A 14,284-nucleotide genomic window follows, 5' to 3' on the forward strand; every position below is an offset into this window, starting at 1 on the left:
TATGTAGGGAGCCCCGTGCCCCCAAGAACGGATGCACTCTTGGTGCGCACGGCCTAGGCGGCCCCGCGTCACCCTACGGAACGCGCCTATCGCCCCCGAGCCGGGGAGCGATAGGCGCATGCTGCGCCATCAGCTCGGCAACCCACTCGATAAACACGCGCAGCTTGATGCTGATATGCCGGTTCGGCGGGAACGCCACGTAAAGCGGCATCGGATCGAGACGCCACGCCTCGAACAGAGGCACCAGCTCGCCCTGCGCCACGTGGGGTGCGGACATGTAGTCCGGCAGCCAAAGAATCCCCATGCCGGCTAGACCGGCCGCCAGATAGGCGTTGCCATCGTCCACCGCCAGCACGTAGCGACCCTGTATATGAATACGCTCGCCGTTGCTGTGCATGGCATACGGCAGGGCTTTGCCGGTGCGCGCCCAGAGGAAGCCGACAATACGGTGCTGCGAGTCTTCCAGCTCGCGCGGATGCGCAGGCGTGCCGAGGCGTTGCAGGTAGCTTGGCGCGGCATAAACACCCAGCTGCAGGTCGCCGACCCGGCGCGCCATCAGCGATTGATCCGTCAGCTCGCCGCCGCGCACGACGCAATCCACCTTCTCGCCAATCAGGTCGACGATGCGGTCGCTGACGCCCATATCGATCTGGATCTCGGGGTAGCGCGCGTGAAATGCCGGCAATGCAGGCATAAGGATCATTCTGGCCAGCGGGCTGGGCACATCCACCCGCAACAGGCCGCGGGGCACCGCCGAGGCGCCGGACAAGCTGGTCTCAGCCTCGGCCAGGTCATCCAGCAGCCTCAGTACACGCCCGTAGTAGAGCGCGCCGTCGGCCGTGAGGTTGACCTTGCGCGTGGTGCGGTTGAGCAGTTTGACCCGCAAGCGTGCCTCCAGCTGCTGCACCATCTGGGTCACGCTGGTTTTGCTGATGTGCAGGGTTTCGGCCGCCTTGGTAAAGCTGCCCGCCTCCACCACCCGGGCAAATGCCTGCATCGCATCGAAACGGTCCATTTTCCATCCCACTATCAATTGGATTGTTTGGATTCTACAAACAGTGATAGCCAGAGTTGCCGGTTTATCGGCCTAACGCAACGTCCTACAGTCTCTTCATCGTTAATAAATCGGGGCGCTACCGCCCCATGATGGAGGCACAGATGAACCAGCGTGACGTTGTATTCCCGCCCGGCCGCCAGGCGCTTTATGAACGCAATCGCTATTCCCCGGCGATCCGCAGCAACGGCTTTTTGTTTGTCTCGGGGCAAGTTGGTAGCCGTGAAGACGGCTCGCCCGAGCCCGACCTGGAAGTGCAGGTGCGCACCGCATTCACCAACCTGAATGCGATTCTGCTAGCCGCCGGTTGTAGCTTTGACGATGTGGTCGACGTGACCGTCTTTATGGTCGATCCGCAAGCGACGTTCGAGAGGGTCTGGACGGTTGTCCCGGAGTTCTGGGGTAACGCACCGCATCCGACCTTAACCGCCGTCGGCGTGACCTGGCTTTATGGTTTCCAGTTCGAGATCAAGGTGATCGCCAAGCTGCCGGAAACCGCCAGCAGCTGAGTTGGGCGCAGCATTAGCGCTCGCTGTCTGTTGCCCATCCTGCGCGCAGACACCCTCCTAGAAAACCGCTACCAGATGCCGCCCAGCAGCGGCTATCAGTGGCTTGGCGTCGAGTCGGTGCAGCTAAATAAAGCTGCACTGCGCTGGTTCTGTGCTAGATATTTAGCTGATGGTTTGTGGACTTAAGGCTAAAAACACTAATCGCAGGGAAGGTACGACTCCATGAGTACAGCGCAGAACACAGCTCAGCCTAAGTCCGCCCATTGGCGCTTCAAGGTTGGCGTTGCGATTATCTGTTTGATTCCGGTTTTGTGGCTTCTGGTGCCGTTGGCGGCGGCAGCGGATGTGCCGGGCTCCAAGATCGCGGCGCTCTCGGGGGCGCTGTTTATTCTCAATAAAATTCTCTTTCTGCTGGTCATTGCCGTTATGGGCAAGGCCGGCTTCCAGGAGCTGAAACAGCATATCTATGGCTATATGTCCTCGATGGCGCCGAGTACCGAGGTGGAAATTGGCCCGGTGCGCCATCGTATTGGCGTGGTGATGTTCTGCCTGCCGCTGATTTCGTCCTTTCTCGAACCCTATATCGATGCCGTCGCCCCTGGCCTGCGGCCCAATAGTTGGGCGTTGCAGATGCTTGGCGATGCCTTGCTGATTGGCAGCTTCTTTGTCCTGGGGGGCAATTTCTGGGAAAAGCTGCGGGCGCTGTTTATTCGCAGTGCACGGGTTACCAGCACAGGCCCGGCCTGAGTCTGACCTGCCCGCAGGCCCGCGCCTGGCGCGTGGGCCGCAAGTTGCCTAGCCAGCCCCTACGGTTGCCCTTGCTCCACCTTCCTTGCGGGAGCCTATATGCCTGAAGCACACGAGCCGCCCGACAGCACGCCACTGCCCCCGGCCGAGGCACCGGTCGCCACCCCTGCCCAAAGCCCTGCTCCGCCGCCTAACCCGCTGCGCCGTATTGCGCTTGTCGTGGTCCTGGTTACCGCCACGCTGTTTGTACTTTCCGTCCTGATGGAACGCAGCACCCCATCCACCTCACAGGCCGTGGTTCAGGGCTATGTGGTGCAGATGGCCTCAGAAGTCGGTGGCCGCGTGGCGGAAATCTCGGTGCTCGACAATGCACGGGTAACGGCTGGGCAATTGCTGTTCCGGATCGATCCGCAGCCCTACAAGATTGCCGTTGCCGAAGCCGAGGCTCGCCTTGAGCAAGCGGGCCAGGCGCTGGGGGCCAATACCGCATCGGTGGATGCGGCCCAGGCGCAGACAGTTTCCGCCCGCGCCCAGCGCGACAATGTGCGTGAGCAAGCGCGCCGAGTGACGCAGCTGGTTGAGCGCGGCGTATATGCACGGGCGCGGCTCGATGAGGCGACCGCGTCGCTGAATTCTGCCGAAGCCGCCGTGGCCAAGGCGCAGGCCGATTTAGAACGGGCGCGCCAGGAGCTGGGGCCAACCGGTACAGATAACCCGCAGTTCAAACAGGCCCTGGCACAACTGGAGAAGGCCCGGCTTGATCTGGTGCGCACCGACATCAAGGCCCCGGCCGACGGTGTTATCACCAATCTGCAGCTGGCCGTCGGCCAGGTGGTCAGCCCCGGCCAGTCCGCGCTGACCTTTATCGACACGGGCATCGTCTGGGTTTCCGCAGCCTTCAAGGAAAACAGCCTGGAGCATGTGCAGGCCGATGATGATGCTGAGCTGGTATTCGACCTTTTGCCGGGGCGAGTCTTCAAGGCCCGGGTCGAGAGCGTTGGCTGGGGTGTTGCCCAGGAAGGTAGCAGCACCTCGGCGCTGCCCTCGGTGCGCAATCAGAGCGGCTGGGTACGTGACCCGCAACGCTTTCCCGTGCGCCTGGTGATGATGGAGCCTTACCCCAAAGGTCTGCGCTACGGCTCGCAGGCAACCGCGGTGATTTACACCGGGGAAAACCCGCTGGCGAACGTCCTCGGCGCAATCACCGCGCGGCTTGTGGCGCTGCTGACCTATGTCAACTGAGGCCACGCTACCCTCCCCGTCAATGGACCTGGCGCGCGCCAAGCGCCAGGGTTTGCGTGTCGCCCTGGCGGTTACGTTTGGCTTCAGCGTGGGTCTGGTCAATGGCAGTGTGCTGCCCTTTCTCGCCCCCTTGTTCGCCACTCAGTTTCTCCTGGCAAGCTACAGCCCACCCGGTTTGCGCCAGGGGCTGGGCACGGTTTTACTGATTTTTATGGTCGGCGCGCTGCTGATCTTCCTCACCGGCCTGCTCGGTGAGCGGCCACTGGTGCTGCTGCCGTTGCTGTGGCTGTGCTACTTCAGCTGTTTTTTTGCTCAGGGGCGTCAGTTGGGTGGCGCGGGGCCGGCGTTGATGCTGGTAATCGCCATTGTGGTACCGCTACTCGACATCCTGCAGCGGGACCTGGGCGAGTCGATCGTGCTGATTCTGGCCAAGGCGGTCAGCGTTGGCCTGCTGCTTGCCTGGGGCGCACACGCGGTATTCCCGGACACGGGCCCAACGCATGCAAACCCAGCACCTTTGCTGCCTCAGGAGCCTGGCCGGGTTATGCGCCAGGCGATGGTCAGTGGCGCAATTTTGCTGGCTGTCGTTGCGCTGTGTTTGATCGATCCGCGCCTGGCCACGGCCATGGTCATACCGATCACCGTGGCTTCGTTGCTCAGCCAGTTCGAGTTGACGATGAGTGGCCGAGCCGCTGTCGGCTTGATTGTGATCAACCTGCTGGGTGGGGTTGCCGCATCCCTGGCCTTTACCCTGAGCGAAGTGCGATCCAGCCTCTGGCTGGTGACCCTCATTGTGCTGCTGGTAAGCCTGCTGTTTGCCGGCAAAGCGGTGCTGGGCACGACGACGGGCAAGGTGTTTGGCGGCGGACTTACGACCTTTATGATTCTTTTCGGCCTCGGCATTTCGCCATTGCCTGGCGGCGCGCCCGAGCTGTTTGCCACACGGATTGCCTATGTGCTGTTCGCGATTGTGTATGCCTTGTGCATGGCCAGCCTGTTTTGGCCCCGGCCGCGCGCAGCCAGTGACCCGCTGGCCCCATAAGCTCCATCAATCATCAGGTGCCGTCTATGCGCAATCTCTGGAGAAAGTACCAGGCGCTGTTGGATGCAGACTTAAGCGCCAAGATCTTCGACAACATCAAAAACCTGCTGGTCTGCGCGCTGCTGTTTGCCGCCGGCACCAAGGCATTGCAGGGTAACCACCAACTCTTTATGGGCCTTTGGGGCTCAACCCTCGCGGGTTGGGGGCTGATCATGGTGTCGGCGATTCTGCTGCTACTGAATATCAGCGACGGCCTGAACCAGCTGGCCAAGCTGCGCCATCACGCTGCGTTGCAGATATTTCTGTTCCTGCTCTATCTGATTATGGCCGTGCGCGTGGTGGAAATAGTCTGGAGCTTCAGGGCTGCGTAGCGCTCCGCCGCTCTAATGGACCAGCACAGGCTCTAGAAGCGCCCACTCAGCTGGTTTGCGTACAGCTCGGCTGCCCAGCCGAATAGCGCACACCTGGGCTGACTGCGGCGTTGAATTCCTTCAGCGCCGACGAGCCGATCAGCAGCGGGAATTCAAAGGCGCTGCGGTCGGTCAGGTTGACCTCGATATTCTTCAGCTCATCACCCACGCAGATATCCATCTCGATCACTGGGCGTTCGGTATACAGCTGCTTGTCGCCAGGTTTGCGATCATCGGCGCGGCGTTTGATATAGCTCATGCGCGTCAGTGGCTTTTCGATGACCTGCGCCTGCTTGGCGTTTTCCATCCCCAGCTGGAAGCGCACCCACTCGCCGCCATCACGCTTGAACATTTCAATATTCTTGGCGCTAAGCGAGGCGGTTTCGGCACCAGTATCGAGTTTGGCGGGCAGTTTCAGGGCCAGTTCGTGCAGGGAAACATGCTCATGCAAGCCATAGATCTGCGGCTGGTTGGCCATCGCGCCGGTTGAAAGCAGCGCGGCGCAGAGTGCCATTGCAGCAGGCCTTACGGTCATGGCGAGGTTTGGCATGTTGAACTCCATGTTCTGTAAAAAGTGGAGCCACCCTAACGGCTCTAGCTGAACTGAAGCTGAATCCAGGCGCGCGAAGAAGCACGCATCCCGGCACCTAATCCTGGTCACTTAAAAAAATGCCGCTTTCCCTTATCAGGAAAGCGGCATTTTTATGCGCTTAGTGCCGTGGCTGGCGGGCAAGCCACCGGGCGCTAGCCTTTGCGACGCCCTACCAGGAGCAGACCGCCAATGATGATTGCGCCAAAACCCGCCCAGAGCGGGATATTGACCCGCTCCTTCTCCGCCACTTGCATATGTAGGGGGCCGATATCGATATTGTGGGTTTCTTTGGTATAGCTGAAACCGCCATAGGCCAGGCCCAGGGCCCCACCCAGAATCAGCAGCAATGCCGCAATTTTTATTCCGTCCATCTGTACTTCTCCACTGATAAATCCACAGCAAGCAGGTTAGCCGTTTTCAGTCGACCTTGCGCTTGCCTTATACGAGATGAGTTGCCGACTAAGGCTGGTCCTTCTGCCGCGTCACGCTGACGCCGGTGACAAAGGCTGCGCCCACCGACACGATGCCCCCTACCACTATCCATTGCGTGGGCACCGCAAGCAGCACCGCGCCGTAGATCAGCCCGGCAATAAAAATCAGGGCACCGCCCATATAAAGTGCAAATGACATGCGAACCCTCCTTATTTATTAATTATTTGGGCTTTTCAGTTTTTCCCCGGTGTTCCGCACGCAGGCATGCGCCGCGGCGGCCACCCGGGCGCTATCAGTAGCGCTGGAACACACCATTTTCCAGGCGCACCCGGTCGCCGACCCGCAGGTCGCCGGGGCTGGCCTGGGTCAGGGTCTGGGAGCTACCATTGGCCATACGAATGGTGATGGCGTAGCCGGGCGCGGGTTGGTTACGTTTTTCGATCTGGTGACCGATATAGGCACCGCCCGCACTGCCAGCAATGGTCGCGGCGGTGTTACCCGAGCCCTTGCCGACCTGGTTGCCCGCCACCCCACCGAGCACCGCGCCAGCCACAGTGCCCAAGCCATAGCCGGTGCCGGCAATGCCCTGATATTCCGCCTGGGTAGTCTCGATGGAGGTCACCACGCCGTAATCATTGGAATAACCCTGATTATTGCCGTTGGTCTGATAAGTAGTTTGTGGATAAGGCGCAGGCGCAGGCGCTTGCGGGTTGAGCGCAGTGCAGGCGCTGAGCGTTAGCACAGCAACAGACCCCAGCAGCGGTACACATCTATTGAGAATGGTCATAGCCAATATCCTCTGAGGTTGCCGGGCAGCGGTTCTCTTTCGCCCTGGCCTGAATCGCGCAAACCCCCGGCACGCCTGGGCTTGCCGCTGATCGTCGCTCCTCGGTTCAGGGTGCGCCCATGTACCCATCCTGTCAGTGCGTTGTCACACATAGGCCTTGTGGGTGCTGCGTCGCAACCCGACGCACAACATCGTTGTGTACGGTATCGAACAGAGCAGGCTCGGCCAAACTGGCATTATCATCGGTACCTGCAGCTCTTGCGGACGCAAAAATTATTACGTTACATAGACGAGTACGAGACACGATGTTCTTGAAACCGGCCGTTAGTTTGAAGGTTAAAAACCTCACCTCTGTCAAAGGTGGCAGAGATGCTTGAAAAGCACTTTCCCCAGCGCAACACCCTACTGGCAGCTCTTCCTAGTGAGGTGCAACAACGCCTGTTCCCCCATCTTGAACTGGTGTCGCTGCCGCTGGGCATGGTGCTCTATGAGTCCGGCGATACCATGCGCCACGTTTATTTCCCCACCGACTCGATCATTTCCCTGCTTTATGTGATGGAAAGCGGCGCTTCGGCGGAAATATCCGTCGTCGGCAACGAAGGGGTGGTCGGAATCGCTCTGTTTATGGGCGGTGAGAGCACGCCCAGCCGAGCCATCGTGCAGAGCGGCGGGCACGCTTATCGTATGCCTAGCCAGGACCTCAAGGAGGAGTTCAACCGCCATGGCGTACTGCTAGAGCTGATGTTGCGCTACACCCAGGCGCTGATTACCCAGATGTCGCAAACCGCAGTATGCAACCGTCACCATTCGATCGACCAGCAGCTGTGCCGCTGGTTGTTGCTGTCGCTCGACCGCTTATCCGGCAACAAGCTGACCATGACCCAGGAGCTGATCGCCAATATGCTCGGCGTACGCCGCGAAGGGGTCACCGAGGCGGCCGGCAAGCTGCAGCGCCAGGGCGTAATCGAGTACAGCCGCGGACATATCACCGTGCTCGACCGGCACAAGCTCGAACAACTGAGTTGCGAGTGCTACGCCGTAGTCAAGAAGGAAACCGACCGCCTGCTGCCCTATAACCCCTCGAATTAGCCCAATTAGAGCCAGCGCAGTACGAAACCAGGCCGCTAAAGCCTGCGCTTAGTGCTGTAGCGAACAGAGTGCCCTTCCGGCAGAGGGGCAGACTGCAGCCACGGGATTGTCAGGCACCCCTCCCGCGCCCTTTATCGGCTTGCCCCGTGCTGCAGGACGCATTCATGTCAGTTGCACCGCCACAGCACATCATCAATCTTTTATTGGGTTCCCTACCGCGCCAAGAGCGCGACCTGGTCATGGCCCATTGCGAACCGGTGGAGTTGCACTTCGGCAAAGTTCTCTGTGAGCCTGATCGGCCTTTCCGTCACCTGTATTTCCCTGTCAGCGGTTTTATCTCGCTGGTTACCACCCTCGGTTCACATCGCCCACTGGAACTGGCCCTTATCGGTAACGAAGGCATGCTCGGAGCTACCCAGGCTCTAGGCGTCAACGCCGCCCCCAGCCGCGCCGTGGTGCAAGGTAACGGCAGCGCCCTGCGTATCAGCCCCCTGAAGTTGCGTGAGGCCTTGCTGGAGTGCCCGCGGCTGCTGCGCACCCTCAAGCGTTACCTCTATGTAGTGATGGTGCAGCTGTCGCAGAATGTCGCCTGCGGGCACTTCCATGAGGTCGAACCGCGGCTGGCGCGCTGGCTGCTGATGAGCCACGACCGCGCGCACAGCGATCACCTGCAACTGACCCACGAATACCTGGCCGATATGCTCGGCGTGCGCCGCAGTGGCGTCTCCATTGCTGCCGGCGCACTGCAGTTGCGCAAGCTGATTCACTACAGCCGTGGGCGCATCACCATCCTCGACCGTAAAGGCCTGGAAACCGCCGCTTGCGAATGCTATGAGGCGCTGAACGATGATTACTCCCGGCTACTGCGCCATAAGCTGCAGGCCCAGCGCTGAATAACCGCGTGCAGAAGCAGGCAACTCAAGCGGCCGGCGGTAGCTTGGCCAGAAACAGATCGGCGAACTGTTCACCGAGCAGCCCTCGGCTAAACAGATAACCCTGTCCTTCCTCGCACTGCTCGCTCTTCAGAAACAGCAGCTGCTCCTGATTTTCTACCCCCTCCGCGACCATTTTGTAGCGCAGGCTGCTGCCCATGGCGATCATTGCACTGGCGATAACACCGTTGCTGGTGTCGATGGCATGTACAAACGACTTGTCGATCTTCAGCACGTCGATGGGAAACTTCTGCAGATAGCTCAGGCTTGAGTAACCTGTGCCGAAATCGTCCACTGCCAGCTGCACGCCAAGGCCCTTGAGCTTTTGCAGGATGCCGCTGCTGATATCGGCATCGCGCATCAGCACGCTTTCGGTAATTTCCAGTTGCAGGCAGCCTGGTTCCAGCCCGGTTTCGTTGAGGATGGCCTTTACCTCGTCGACGAAATCCGGGTGGCGGAACTCCAGTGCGGAAATATTTACCGCAATCGAGGCAAGGTGCAGGCCCTGTTCCTGCCATAGCCGGGTTTGTCGGCAGGCCTCGCGCAGCACCCAGCGGCCGATTGGCACGAGCAGACCGCACTCCTCGGCAATCGGGACAAAGCCATCCGGCAGGGTCACGCCCCATTGCGGATGCTGCCAGCGCAACAGCGCCTCGGCACCGGTAACGACCCCCGTTTTCAGGTTGAACTTGGGTTGGTAGTGCAGAATAAATTCCTGCCATTCCAGGGCTTGCCACAGGCTTCTCTCGATCACCTGACGCTCACTGGCGTGGACATTCATGGCGTGCTTGAAGAACTGGAAGTTGTTTCTTCCGGCTTTCTTGGCGTGGTACATCGCCGTGTCCGCGTTTTTCAGCAGCGTGTCGGCGTTGTCGGCGTCCATCGGGTACACACTGATGCCGATACTGCAGCTCACCCGCACCTCATGCGGGCCAAGGATAAAGGGCTCGGTCAGGGCGCTGATGATCTTCTGCGCGGTGACGCTGGCGTCCTGCATCTTGCGGCCTTCCACCAACAGCACCACAAACTCGTCGCCGCCATTGCGGCACACGGTGTCCGAGTTGCGCACACTGGCCGACAGACGCACGGCCACGGCTTTCAGCAACTGGTCGCCAGTGGCATGGCCAAGCGAGTCGTTGACGCTCTTGAAATGGTCCAGGTCGATAAACAACAGGGCAATGGCATGGCCAGTGCGCTCTGCCAGATCGATGGCCTTGGCGATACGGTCATTGAGCAGCACGCGATTGGGCAGCTGGGTCAAAAAGTCATGCTGAGCCAGGTGCGCCATCTTCATGGCCGTGCTGCGCGACTCGGTGACATCATGGAACACGATCACGGCCCCGCTAACCTGCCCATTGGAATCAATGATCGGCGCAGCAGAATCCTCGATCGCGACATGATTGCCATCCCGGCGTATCAGCACGGTACCGGCCTTCATGCACATGGGCTTATGCTCGCGCAATACCAGCGCCACCGGGTTGGCCACTGCTGCACCGCTGTCAGGGTCGATCAGGTTCATCACCTGATCAATGGGTTGGCCCCGTGCCGCGTCGCGTAACCAGCCAGTCATCTGCTCGGCCGCGACGTTGAGGTAATCGACAGCGCCCTGCATGTCTGTGCTGATTACCGCATCGCTGATCGAGTTGAGGGTGATTTCCGCGCGCGCACGCTCAAAGAACAGATTCGCCTCGACACTGCGGCGCTGAATAATATGGCCCAGCGATTGCGCCACCAGATAGCTGGCAAACTGGCCCTTGAGCAGATAACCCTGGGCCCCGCCTTGCAGGGTCTGCAGGGCCAGGGCTTCGTCTTCTGGGGTACACAGGGTCAGGATCGGAATCCGCGGCACGACGGCAAACACCTGCTCGAAGGTGACGATGCCCTGGCTATCGGGCAACGTCAGGTCGAGCAGTACCGCGTCGATGCCGCTCTCCTGCAGGCGCATCAACGCGTCGGCCAACGACCGCACTCGCTCACTGCTGAAGGGGCCGTCCACAGCCTCCACAAGCATTTCGCGCATTGCGCTGCTGTCGTCGGCATCGGCAGAGACAATCAGTACCCGATACGCCATAGCACCCTCCGTGTCCTTATCGGACAGCCCCTGACGGATTCAGTTCTGGGCGCGGGAGGTATTGCGAATGATCACTTCAACCCGACGGTTCATCTGCCGACCGGAGGCCGAATCATTGCTGGCGACCGGGCTGCTCTCGCCCATGCCGGATGAGTCCAGGCGGGTGGACGAAACGCCTTGCTGTTGCAGGAAGGCCATCACCGAATCGGCGCGACGCTGCGACAGGGAGAGGTTGGCCTCTTCGCTGCCGACATTGTCGGTATGACCTTCGATCTGCACGTCGCGGTCCTGATGCTGCTTGAGGAACAGCGCCAGCTTGTCCAGATTGTTTACCGTGCCGGCACGCAGTTCGGAGCGGCCAGTGGCGAACAGCAGATCGCCAAGGGTCATCACCAGGCCGCGCTCGGTCTGCTTGGCGTTCATCTCATTGAGCTGCTGCTGCAGGCGCGCGTTCTCCTGTTGCGCCTGATCGGCCTCAAGGGTCCGCGAATCCAGGCGTGCGCCTTCGCGCTGGGTGCTGAGCGCCTTGCGCTGGTCTTCATAGAGGCGGGTCTGGGCCAGGGCCTTGGCGATTTCCACCTTGCGGTCGGCCATCACTACCAAGTGCTGACCCAGGGCCTGCTCCTGCTCTTCATCCTTGCGCAGCTGCTCGGCGGCCAGTACGGCACCTTCAGCTTCCTTGAGCGCTACCGGGGCGCGGGTATTGAGCTGCGCATCGGCTTGCAGCTGGGTCAACTTGAGGCGGGTTTCGGCAGCGCCCTGGGGCATGCTCGGCTGCGCGGCGCAACCCACCAGGGTCAGGGCGACAGCGGCGGCCAGAAGGTTATGGGCGATATTCATTGTTGAGCTCCAGTGTTGCGCTGCATTTCCTGTTTCAGGCTGTCGGTGCTTTTGACCATTTCGTCGTTGACCACCTTGGCCTTGGTCGCCTGCGACCTGGCCAGGGCCAGTTCAGCCTCGACGCGCGCCTGTTCGGCCAGGCGGTGGGCCAGAATCATTTCCTCGCGCAGCACTGCCGCATTGGCAGCGGTGAGTTTGTCCCGCGCTACGCCCAGCTCTGGCGAGGCGTAGTCGGCCACGCGGGCTTGTTCGGCACGGCTGATAGCCGACTCGGCCGCTTGCAGGGCTACATCGGGGGCTGCTGGCGGCGAGGCGCAAGCGCTCAGCAGCAGCAGGCCAGCGCTTACACCGAGCAGGCGCAACGCCCCCAGGCTGGTAATTGTCGGGGTCTTGCTCATGGTGTTGTCCTCTAAGGCCATGCCGGTACCTGGTGTACTCAGCCGGGCTAAATGGTTGCTGACGACCGTGCATTCTTCGGCACAGGCCACGCCAAGCGCGGCCTGCAGCAGAAAATAGTCATCAGCGATGAAAAATGAGTCAGGTCAAGCTTCAAAAGCTGAGCCTGGGGAGTGGCTGAGCTATGCTGGCCGTTGCTTGAGCATCCAGCTCGACGGCCCACAACCCCTGATCATGTACCGTCAGGGCATAGCTTTTCCAAACTGCAGCTTGCTGGCGCGCGGCGGCGGCCTCTTGCGTCAGCCGCCAACTGCCAAACAGGCTGATCGTGTTTAGCAGTACCAGGACGCACAACGCGAGTAGCCATGGGCGGGAACATTCCATTGTGTTTCTCCGGTTGGCGTAGCCGCTGCCTAGGGCAGCGAGCGCAAACATTGCTGAAAATCCAGCTGCCCTACTCGCTCTAACCGGCGAGACCACAGGTAACTGGCTCATTTCAGCCCCTGCACTTGGTAAGAAACTCTGCACCAGCGCATCGGCCTCAAGGCGCAACAGGCTTGCGCACAATGACCTCCAAACGCATTCCCGCTTGCGCGCATGGCGCAATCGAGATGGAGACAATGGCAGTCCACTATGCCACCCGTCGGTACGCTGCCGCGCATAAGACCCTACTTCCTCATCAACAGCGCCCTAGCGCTAACCAACATATTTATGGATGCCGCAAACGCTTCAACGCAAAACCGGCCTGTGCCATGCCCTCTATCCGTGAGAACCATGGCCACCGACCTAACGCCCAGGCGTATCGCTAACCCGCAGCGGGTTTAGATACGTCCGAGCAGCAACAGAATCAGGATGATGACCACCACCAGGCCCAAACCACCGGTGGGGCCGTAGCCCCAGCTGCGACTATGTGGCCAGGCGGGAATAACACCGACCAGAATCAGGATCAGCACGATCAACAGTATGGTGCCTAAGCTCATGGCGTTTTCCTTACAACCTTTAGCATGAATGAGGGATACGTTTAGCAGGCGCTAATGCACTGCTCTACATGACAGCAGAATGCGAGCAATCGAGGGGGCTTATCTGTTCGCTGTCGCACACAGACTGAGTTGTTTCATTGCTGCGCCGCGCCCTGTCCCTGCTGACGCTCAACCTCTTGATATTTCATCCTCAGATAGGTGCCCCGTTCGAGTTCGTGGAGCTGCCGCGGGTAACGTTCGACGCCGCTGTGCCAGTCATTCAGGCGCTTGTCCAGGCGCGACGCGACGGGCAGCGCAAGTGCACCCAAGTAAGCATCGATCGCCAGGTAATAGCGCATGGTGTTGCGCTCAACTACCGCGCGCATGCCGTCCAGATATTGCGGCTCGCCGCTGGCATTCTCGCCAACGATGCTGAAGCCGACCTTGTCGCGCCCGACAGTGGCCAGATAGCCCTGCATGGCCAGGTTGGCCGCCACGCCGTAGCGATAGGCATAGGACAGGTGCAGGAAGCTGCGCTGAGCGTCCAGCGCCAGTACTTCGAGCACGATGCGGTAATCGCTGGTACCCAGCGGTCCCTGCGGCGCGGCCAGCAGCACACGCAGGTAGTCGGCCTCGGCGACCTCGACCCGATAGTGAAATTCGAACGGGTAGGCATCGGCCAGTGGCTGATCGAACTTGCGCCCGACATACAGCTTCAGCCTGGCCTGCTGCGCCGCGCCGGAGGCCTGACAGCCCTTGACGTTGAGATGCAGGATCAGCAGGTCACACCACTGCTCGATACCTTGTAGCGCCGGCCCAGCCACGCTAAAAGGCTGCTTCAGTTCGGCATAGATATCGCCCTGCAGCAGGCTGTCACTGTGCTGCGACTCAAGGTACAGCGGGCGCTGGAACGGGTTGTTCGCCAGTGGCTCGGCCAAGGCCAGGTGACGTGCGCGCAAGGCCGCGGCATCGCCCGCCTGCAGCAGGCCGAGCGGGCTGCACAACAGCAGCAGGCAAAACAGTCGTAACGGTGTCATAGCCAGTACTCAGGCCGCCCGCAGTGCTTGCCCGCGCAATCGCAGGGCTCGGAGAGAGGACATTGGCAGCCCGCTACGAGCCCGTCAGTGCGCCAGCACGCTTAGCACGCTGTTGCGCCGCAGCGCCCGCGCCACCATGGTGCCA

The 14,284-nt window shown here is 60.6% G+C and carries 17 protein-coding genes; 7 read left to right on the forward strand and 10 right to left on the reverse strand.

The genetic code is table 11. From position 1 onward, the window contains the following. Positions 1-73: 73 nt before the first annotated feature. Positions 74-1,015 carry a LysR family transcriptional regulator gene (locus VMP31_RS21520; protein WP_325509743.1) on the reverse strand — a complete coding sequence of 314 codons (942 nt, stop codon included), beginning with the start codon at positions 1,013-1,015 and terminating at the stop codon, positions 74-76. A gap of 143 nt (positions 1,016-1,158) precedes the next feature. On the opposite strand from VMP31_RS21520, the gene VMP31_RS21525 reads away from it, so the two are divergent. From VMP31_RS21525 to VMP31_RS21545, 5 genes are all read left to right on the forward strand, one after another. Then, the gene (locus tag VMP31_RS21525; RefSeq protein ID WP_325509744.1) at positions 1,159-1,563 is read left to right on the forward strand and encodes a RidA family protein; all 405 of its coding nucleotides are present in this window, start codon (positions 1,159-1,161) and stop codon (positions 1,561-1,563) included. 222 nt (positions 1,564-1,785) lie between these two features. Further along, a complete protein-coding gene (locus tag VMP31_RS21530; protein WP_325509745.1) occupies positions 1,786-2,310 on the forward strand; it encodes a transporter suffix domain-containing protein in 525 nt (174 codons plus the stop codon). Between the two features lie 99 nt (positions 2,311-2,409). After that, a complete protein-coding gene (locus tag VMP31_RS21535; protein ID WP_325509746.1) occupies positions 2,410-3,552 on the forward strand; it encodes an HlyD family secretion protein in 1,143 nt (380 codons plus the stop codon). Further along, a complete protein-coding gene (locus tag VMP31_RS21540; RefSeq protein ID WP_325509747.1) occupies positions 3,542-4,594 on the forward strand; it encodes a hypothetical protein in 1,053 nt (350 codons plus the stop codon). The genes VMP31_RS21535 and VMP31_RS21540 overlap by 11 nt, the downstream gene beginning before the upstream one ends. 26 nt (positions 4,595-4,620) lie before the next feature. After that, positions 4,621-4,965 carry a hypothetical protein gene (locus VMP31_RS21545; RefSeq protein ID WP_325509748.1) on the forward strand — a complete coding sequence of 115 codons (345 nt, stop codon included), beginning with the start codon at positions 4,621-4,623 and terminating at the stop codon, positions 4,963-4,965. 46 nt (positions 4,966-5,011) lie between these two features. On the opposite strand, the gene VMP31_RS21550 is transcribed toward VMP31_RS21545, so the two are convergent. From VMP31_RS21550 to VMP31_RS21565, 4 genes are all read right to left on the reverse strand, one after another. Further along, a complete protein-coding gene (locus VMP31_RS21550) occupies positions 5,012-5,539 on the reverse strand; it encodes an ATP-dependent zinc protease (protein ID WP_325509902.1) in 528 nt (175 codons plus the stop codon). Between the two features lie 209 nt (positions 5,540-5,748). Next, the gene (locus tag VMP31_RS21555; RefSeq protein WP_325509749.1) at positions 5,749-5,967 is read right to left on the reverse strand and encodes a hypothetical protein; all 219 of its coding nucleotides are present in this window, start codon (positions 5,965-5,967) and stop codon (positions 5,749-5,751) included. 88 nt (positions 5,968-6,055) lie between these two features. Then, positions 6,056-6,226: a hypothetical protein gene (locus tag VMP31_RS21560; protein ID WP_325509750.1), complete on the reverse strand. Its 171-nt coding sequence runs from the start codon at positions 6,224-6,226 to the stop codon at positions 6,056-6,058. 94 nt (positions 6,227-6,320) lie between these two features. After that, complete coding sequence (locus VMP31_RS21565; RefSeq protein ID WP_325509751.1) at positions 6,321-6,815, reverse strand: glycine zipper 2TM domain-containing protein; 495 nt, start codon at positions 6,813-6,815, stop codon at positions 6,321-6,323. Positions 6,816-7,184: 369 nt separating this feature from the next. Here VMP31_RS21565 and VMP31_RS21570 point away from each other — a divergent pair, with 369 nt between their 5' ends. Then, a complete protein-coding gene (locus VMP31_RS21570; RefSeq protein WP_325509752.1) occupies positions 7,185-7,904 on the forward strand; it encodes a Crp/Fnr family transcriptional regulator in 720 nt (239 codons plus the stop codon). 164 nt (positions 7,905-8,068) lie between these two features. Beyond that, positions 8,069-8,797, forward strand: a complete 729-nt coding sequence (locus VMP31_RS21575; RefSeq protein WP_325509753.1) for a Crp/Fnr family transcriptional regulator — start codon at positions 8,069-8,071, stop codon at positions 8,795-8,797. A gap of 25 nt (positions 8,798-8,822) precedes the next feature. Here the strand turns inward: VMP31_RS21575 and VMP31_RS21580 are convergent, their stop codons facing one another. The 5 genes from VMP31_RS21580 to VMP31_RS21600 all read right to left on the reverse strand — a co-directional run bounded on the left by VMP31_RS21580 (position 8,823) and on the right by VMP31_RS21600 (position 14,139). Next, complete coding sequence (locus VMP31_RS21580) at positions 8,823-10,907, reverse strand: putative bifunctional diguanylate cyclase/phosphodiesterase (RefSeq protein WP_325509754.1); 2,085 nt, start codon at positions 10,905-10,907, stop codon at positions 8,823-8,825. Between the two features lie 39 nt (positions 10,908-10,946). Continuing rightward, complete coding sequence (locus VMP31_RS21585) at positions 10,947-11,747, reverse strand: OmpA family protein (RefSeq protein WP_325509755.1); 801 nt, start codon at positions 11,745-11,747, stop codon at positions 10,947-10,949. After that, positions 11,744-12,145: a DUF4398 domain-containing protein gene (locus tag VMP31_RS21590; protein WP_325509756.1), complete on the reverse strand. Its 402-nt coding sequence runs from the start codon at positions 12,143-12,145 to the stop codon at positions 11,744-11,746. Before VMP31_RS21590 ends, VMP31_RS21585 begins: the two co-directional genes overlap by 4 nt. A gap of 819 nt (positions 12,146-12,964) precedes the next feature. Beyond that, positions 12,965-13,123 (reverse strand): DUF3309 family protein, encoded by a 159-nt coding sequence (locus VMP31_RS21595; RefSeq protein ID WP_325509757.1) that lies wholly within the window; start codon positions 13,121-13,123, stop codon positions 12,965-12,967. 134 nt (positions 13,124-13,257) lie between these two features. Next, positions 13,258-14,139 (reverse strand): hypothetical protein, encoded by an 882-nt coding sequence (locus VMP31_RS21600; protein WP_325509758.1) that lies wholly within the window; start codon positions 14,137-14,139, stop codon positions 13,258-13,260. Positions 14,140-14,284 lie beyond the last annotated feature (145 nt).

Source organism: Pseudomonas sp., assembly GCF_035512415.1.
In the GTDB taxonomy this organism is placed as follows: domain Bacteria; phylum Pseudomonadota; class Gammaproteobacteria; order Pseudomonadales; family Pseudomonadaceae; genus Aquipseudomonas.

Excerpts from the sequence above, each read along its gene's own strand:
- VMP31_RS21520 (WP_325509743.1), bottom strand. The coding sequence starts at position 1,015 with ATGGACCGTTTCGATGCGATGCAGGCATTTGCCCGGGTGGTGGAGGCG.
- VMP31_RS21525 (WP_325509744.1), top strand. The coding sequence starts at position 1,159 with ATGAACCAGCGTGACGTTGTATTCCCGCCCGGCCGCCAGGCGCTTTAT.
- VMP31_RS21530 (WP_325509745.1), top strand. The coding sequence starts at position 1,786 with ATGAGTACAGCGCAGAACACAGCTCAGCCTAAGTCCGCCCATTGGCGC.
- VMP31_RS21535 (WP_325509746.1), top strand. The coding sequence starts at position 2,410 with ATGCCTGAAGCACACGAGCCGCCCGACAGCACGCCACTGCCCCCGGCC.
- VMP31_RS21540 (WP_325509747.1), top strand. The coding sequence starts at position 3,542 with ATGTCAACTGAGGCCACGCTACCCTCCCCGTCAATGGACCTGGCGCGC.
- VMP31_RS21545 (WP_325509748.1), top strand. The coding sequence starts at position 4,621 with ATGCGCAATCTCTGGAGAAAGTACCAGGCGCTGTTGGATGCAGACTTA.
- VMP31_RS21550 (WP_325509902.1), bottom strand. The coding sequence starts at position 5,539 with ATGACCGTAAGGCCTGCTGCAATGGCACTCTGCGCCGCGCTGCTTTCA.
- VMP31_RS21555 (WP_325509749.1), bottom strand. The coding sequence starts at position 5,967 with ATGGACGGAATAAAAATTGCGGCATTGCTGCTGATTCTGGGTGGGGCC.
- VMP31_RS21560 (WP_325509750.1), bottom strand. The coding sequence starts at position 6,226 with ATGTCATTTGCACTTTATATGGGCGGTGCCCTGATTTTTATTGCCGGG.
- VMP31_RS21565 (WP_325509751.1), bottom strand. The coding sequence starts at position 6,815 with ATGACCATTCTCAATAGATGTGTACCGCTGCTGGGGTCTGTTGCTGTG.
- VMP31_RS21570 (WP_325509752.1), top strand. The coding sequence starts at position 7,185 with ATGCTTGAAAAGCACTTTCCCCAGCGCAACACCCTACTGGCAGCTCTT.
- VMP31_RS21575 (WP_325509753.1), top strand. The coding sequence starts at position 8,069 with ATGTCAGTTGCACCGCCACAGCACATCATCAATCTTTTATTGGGTTCC.
- VMP31_RS21580 (WP_325509754.1), bottom strand. The coding sequence starts at position 10,907 with ATGGCGTATCGGGTACTGATTGTCTCTGCCGATGCCGACGACAGCAGC.
- VMP31_RS21585 (WP_325509755.1), bottom strand. The coding sequence starts at position 11,747 with ATGAATATCGCCCATAACCTTCTGGCCGCCGCTGTCGCCCTGACCCTG.
- VMP31_RS21590 (WP_325509756.1), bottom strand. The coding sequence starts at position 12,145 with ATGAGCAAGACCCCGACAATTACCAGCCTGGGGGCGTTGCGCCTGCTC.
- VMP31_RS21595 (WP_325509757.1), bottom strand. The coding sequence starts at position 13,123 with ATGAGCTTAGGCACCATACTGTTGATCGTGCTGATCCTGATTCTGGTC.
- VMP31_RS21600 (WP_325509758.1), bottom strand. The coding sequence starts at position 14,139 with ATGACACCGTTACGACTGTTTTGCCTGCTGCTGTTGTGCAGCCCGCTC.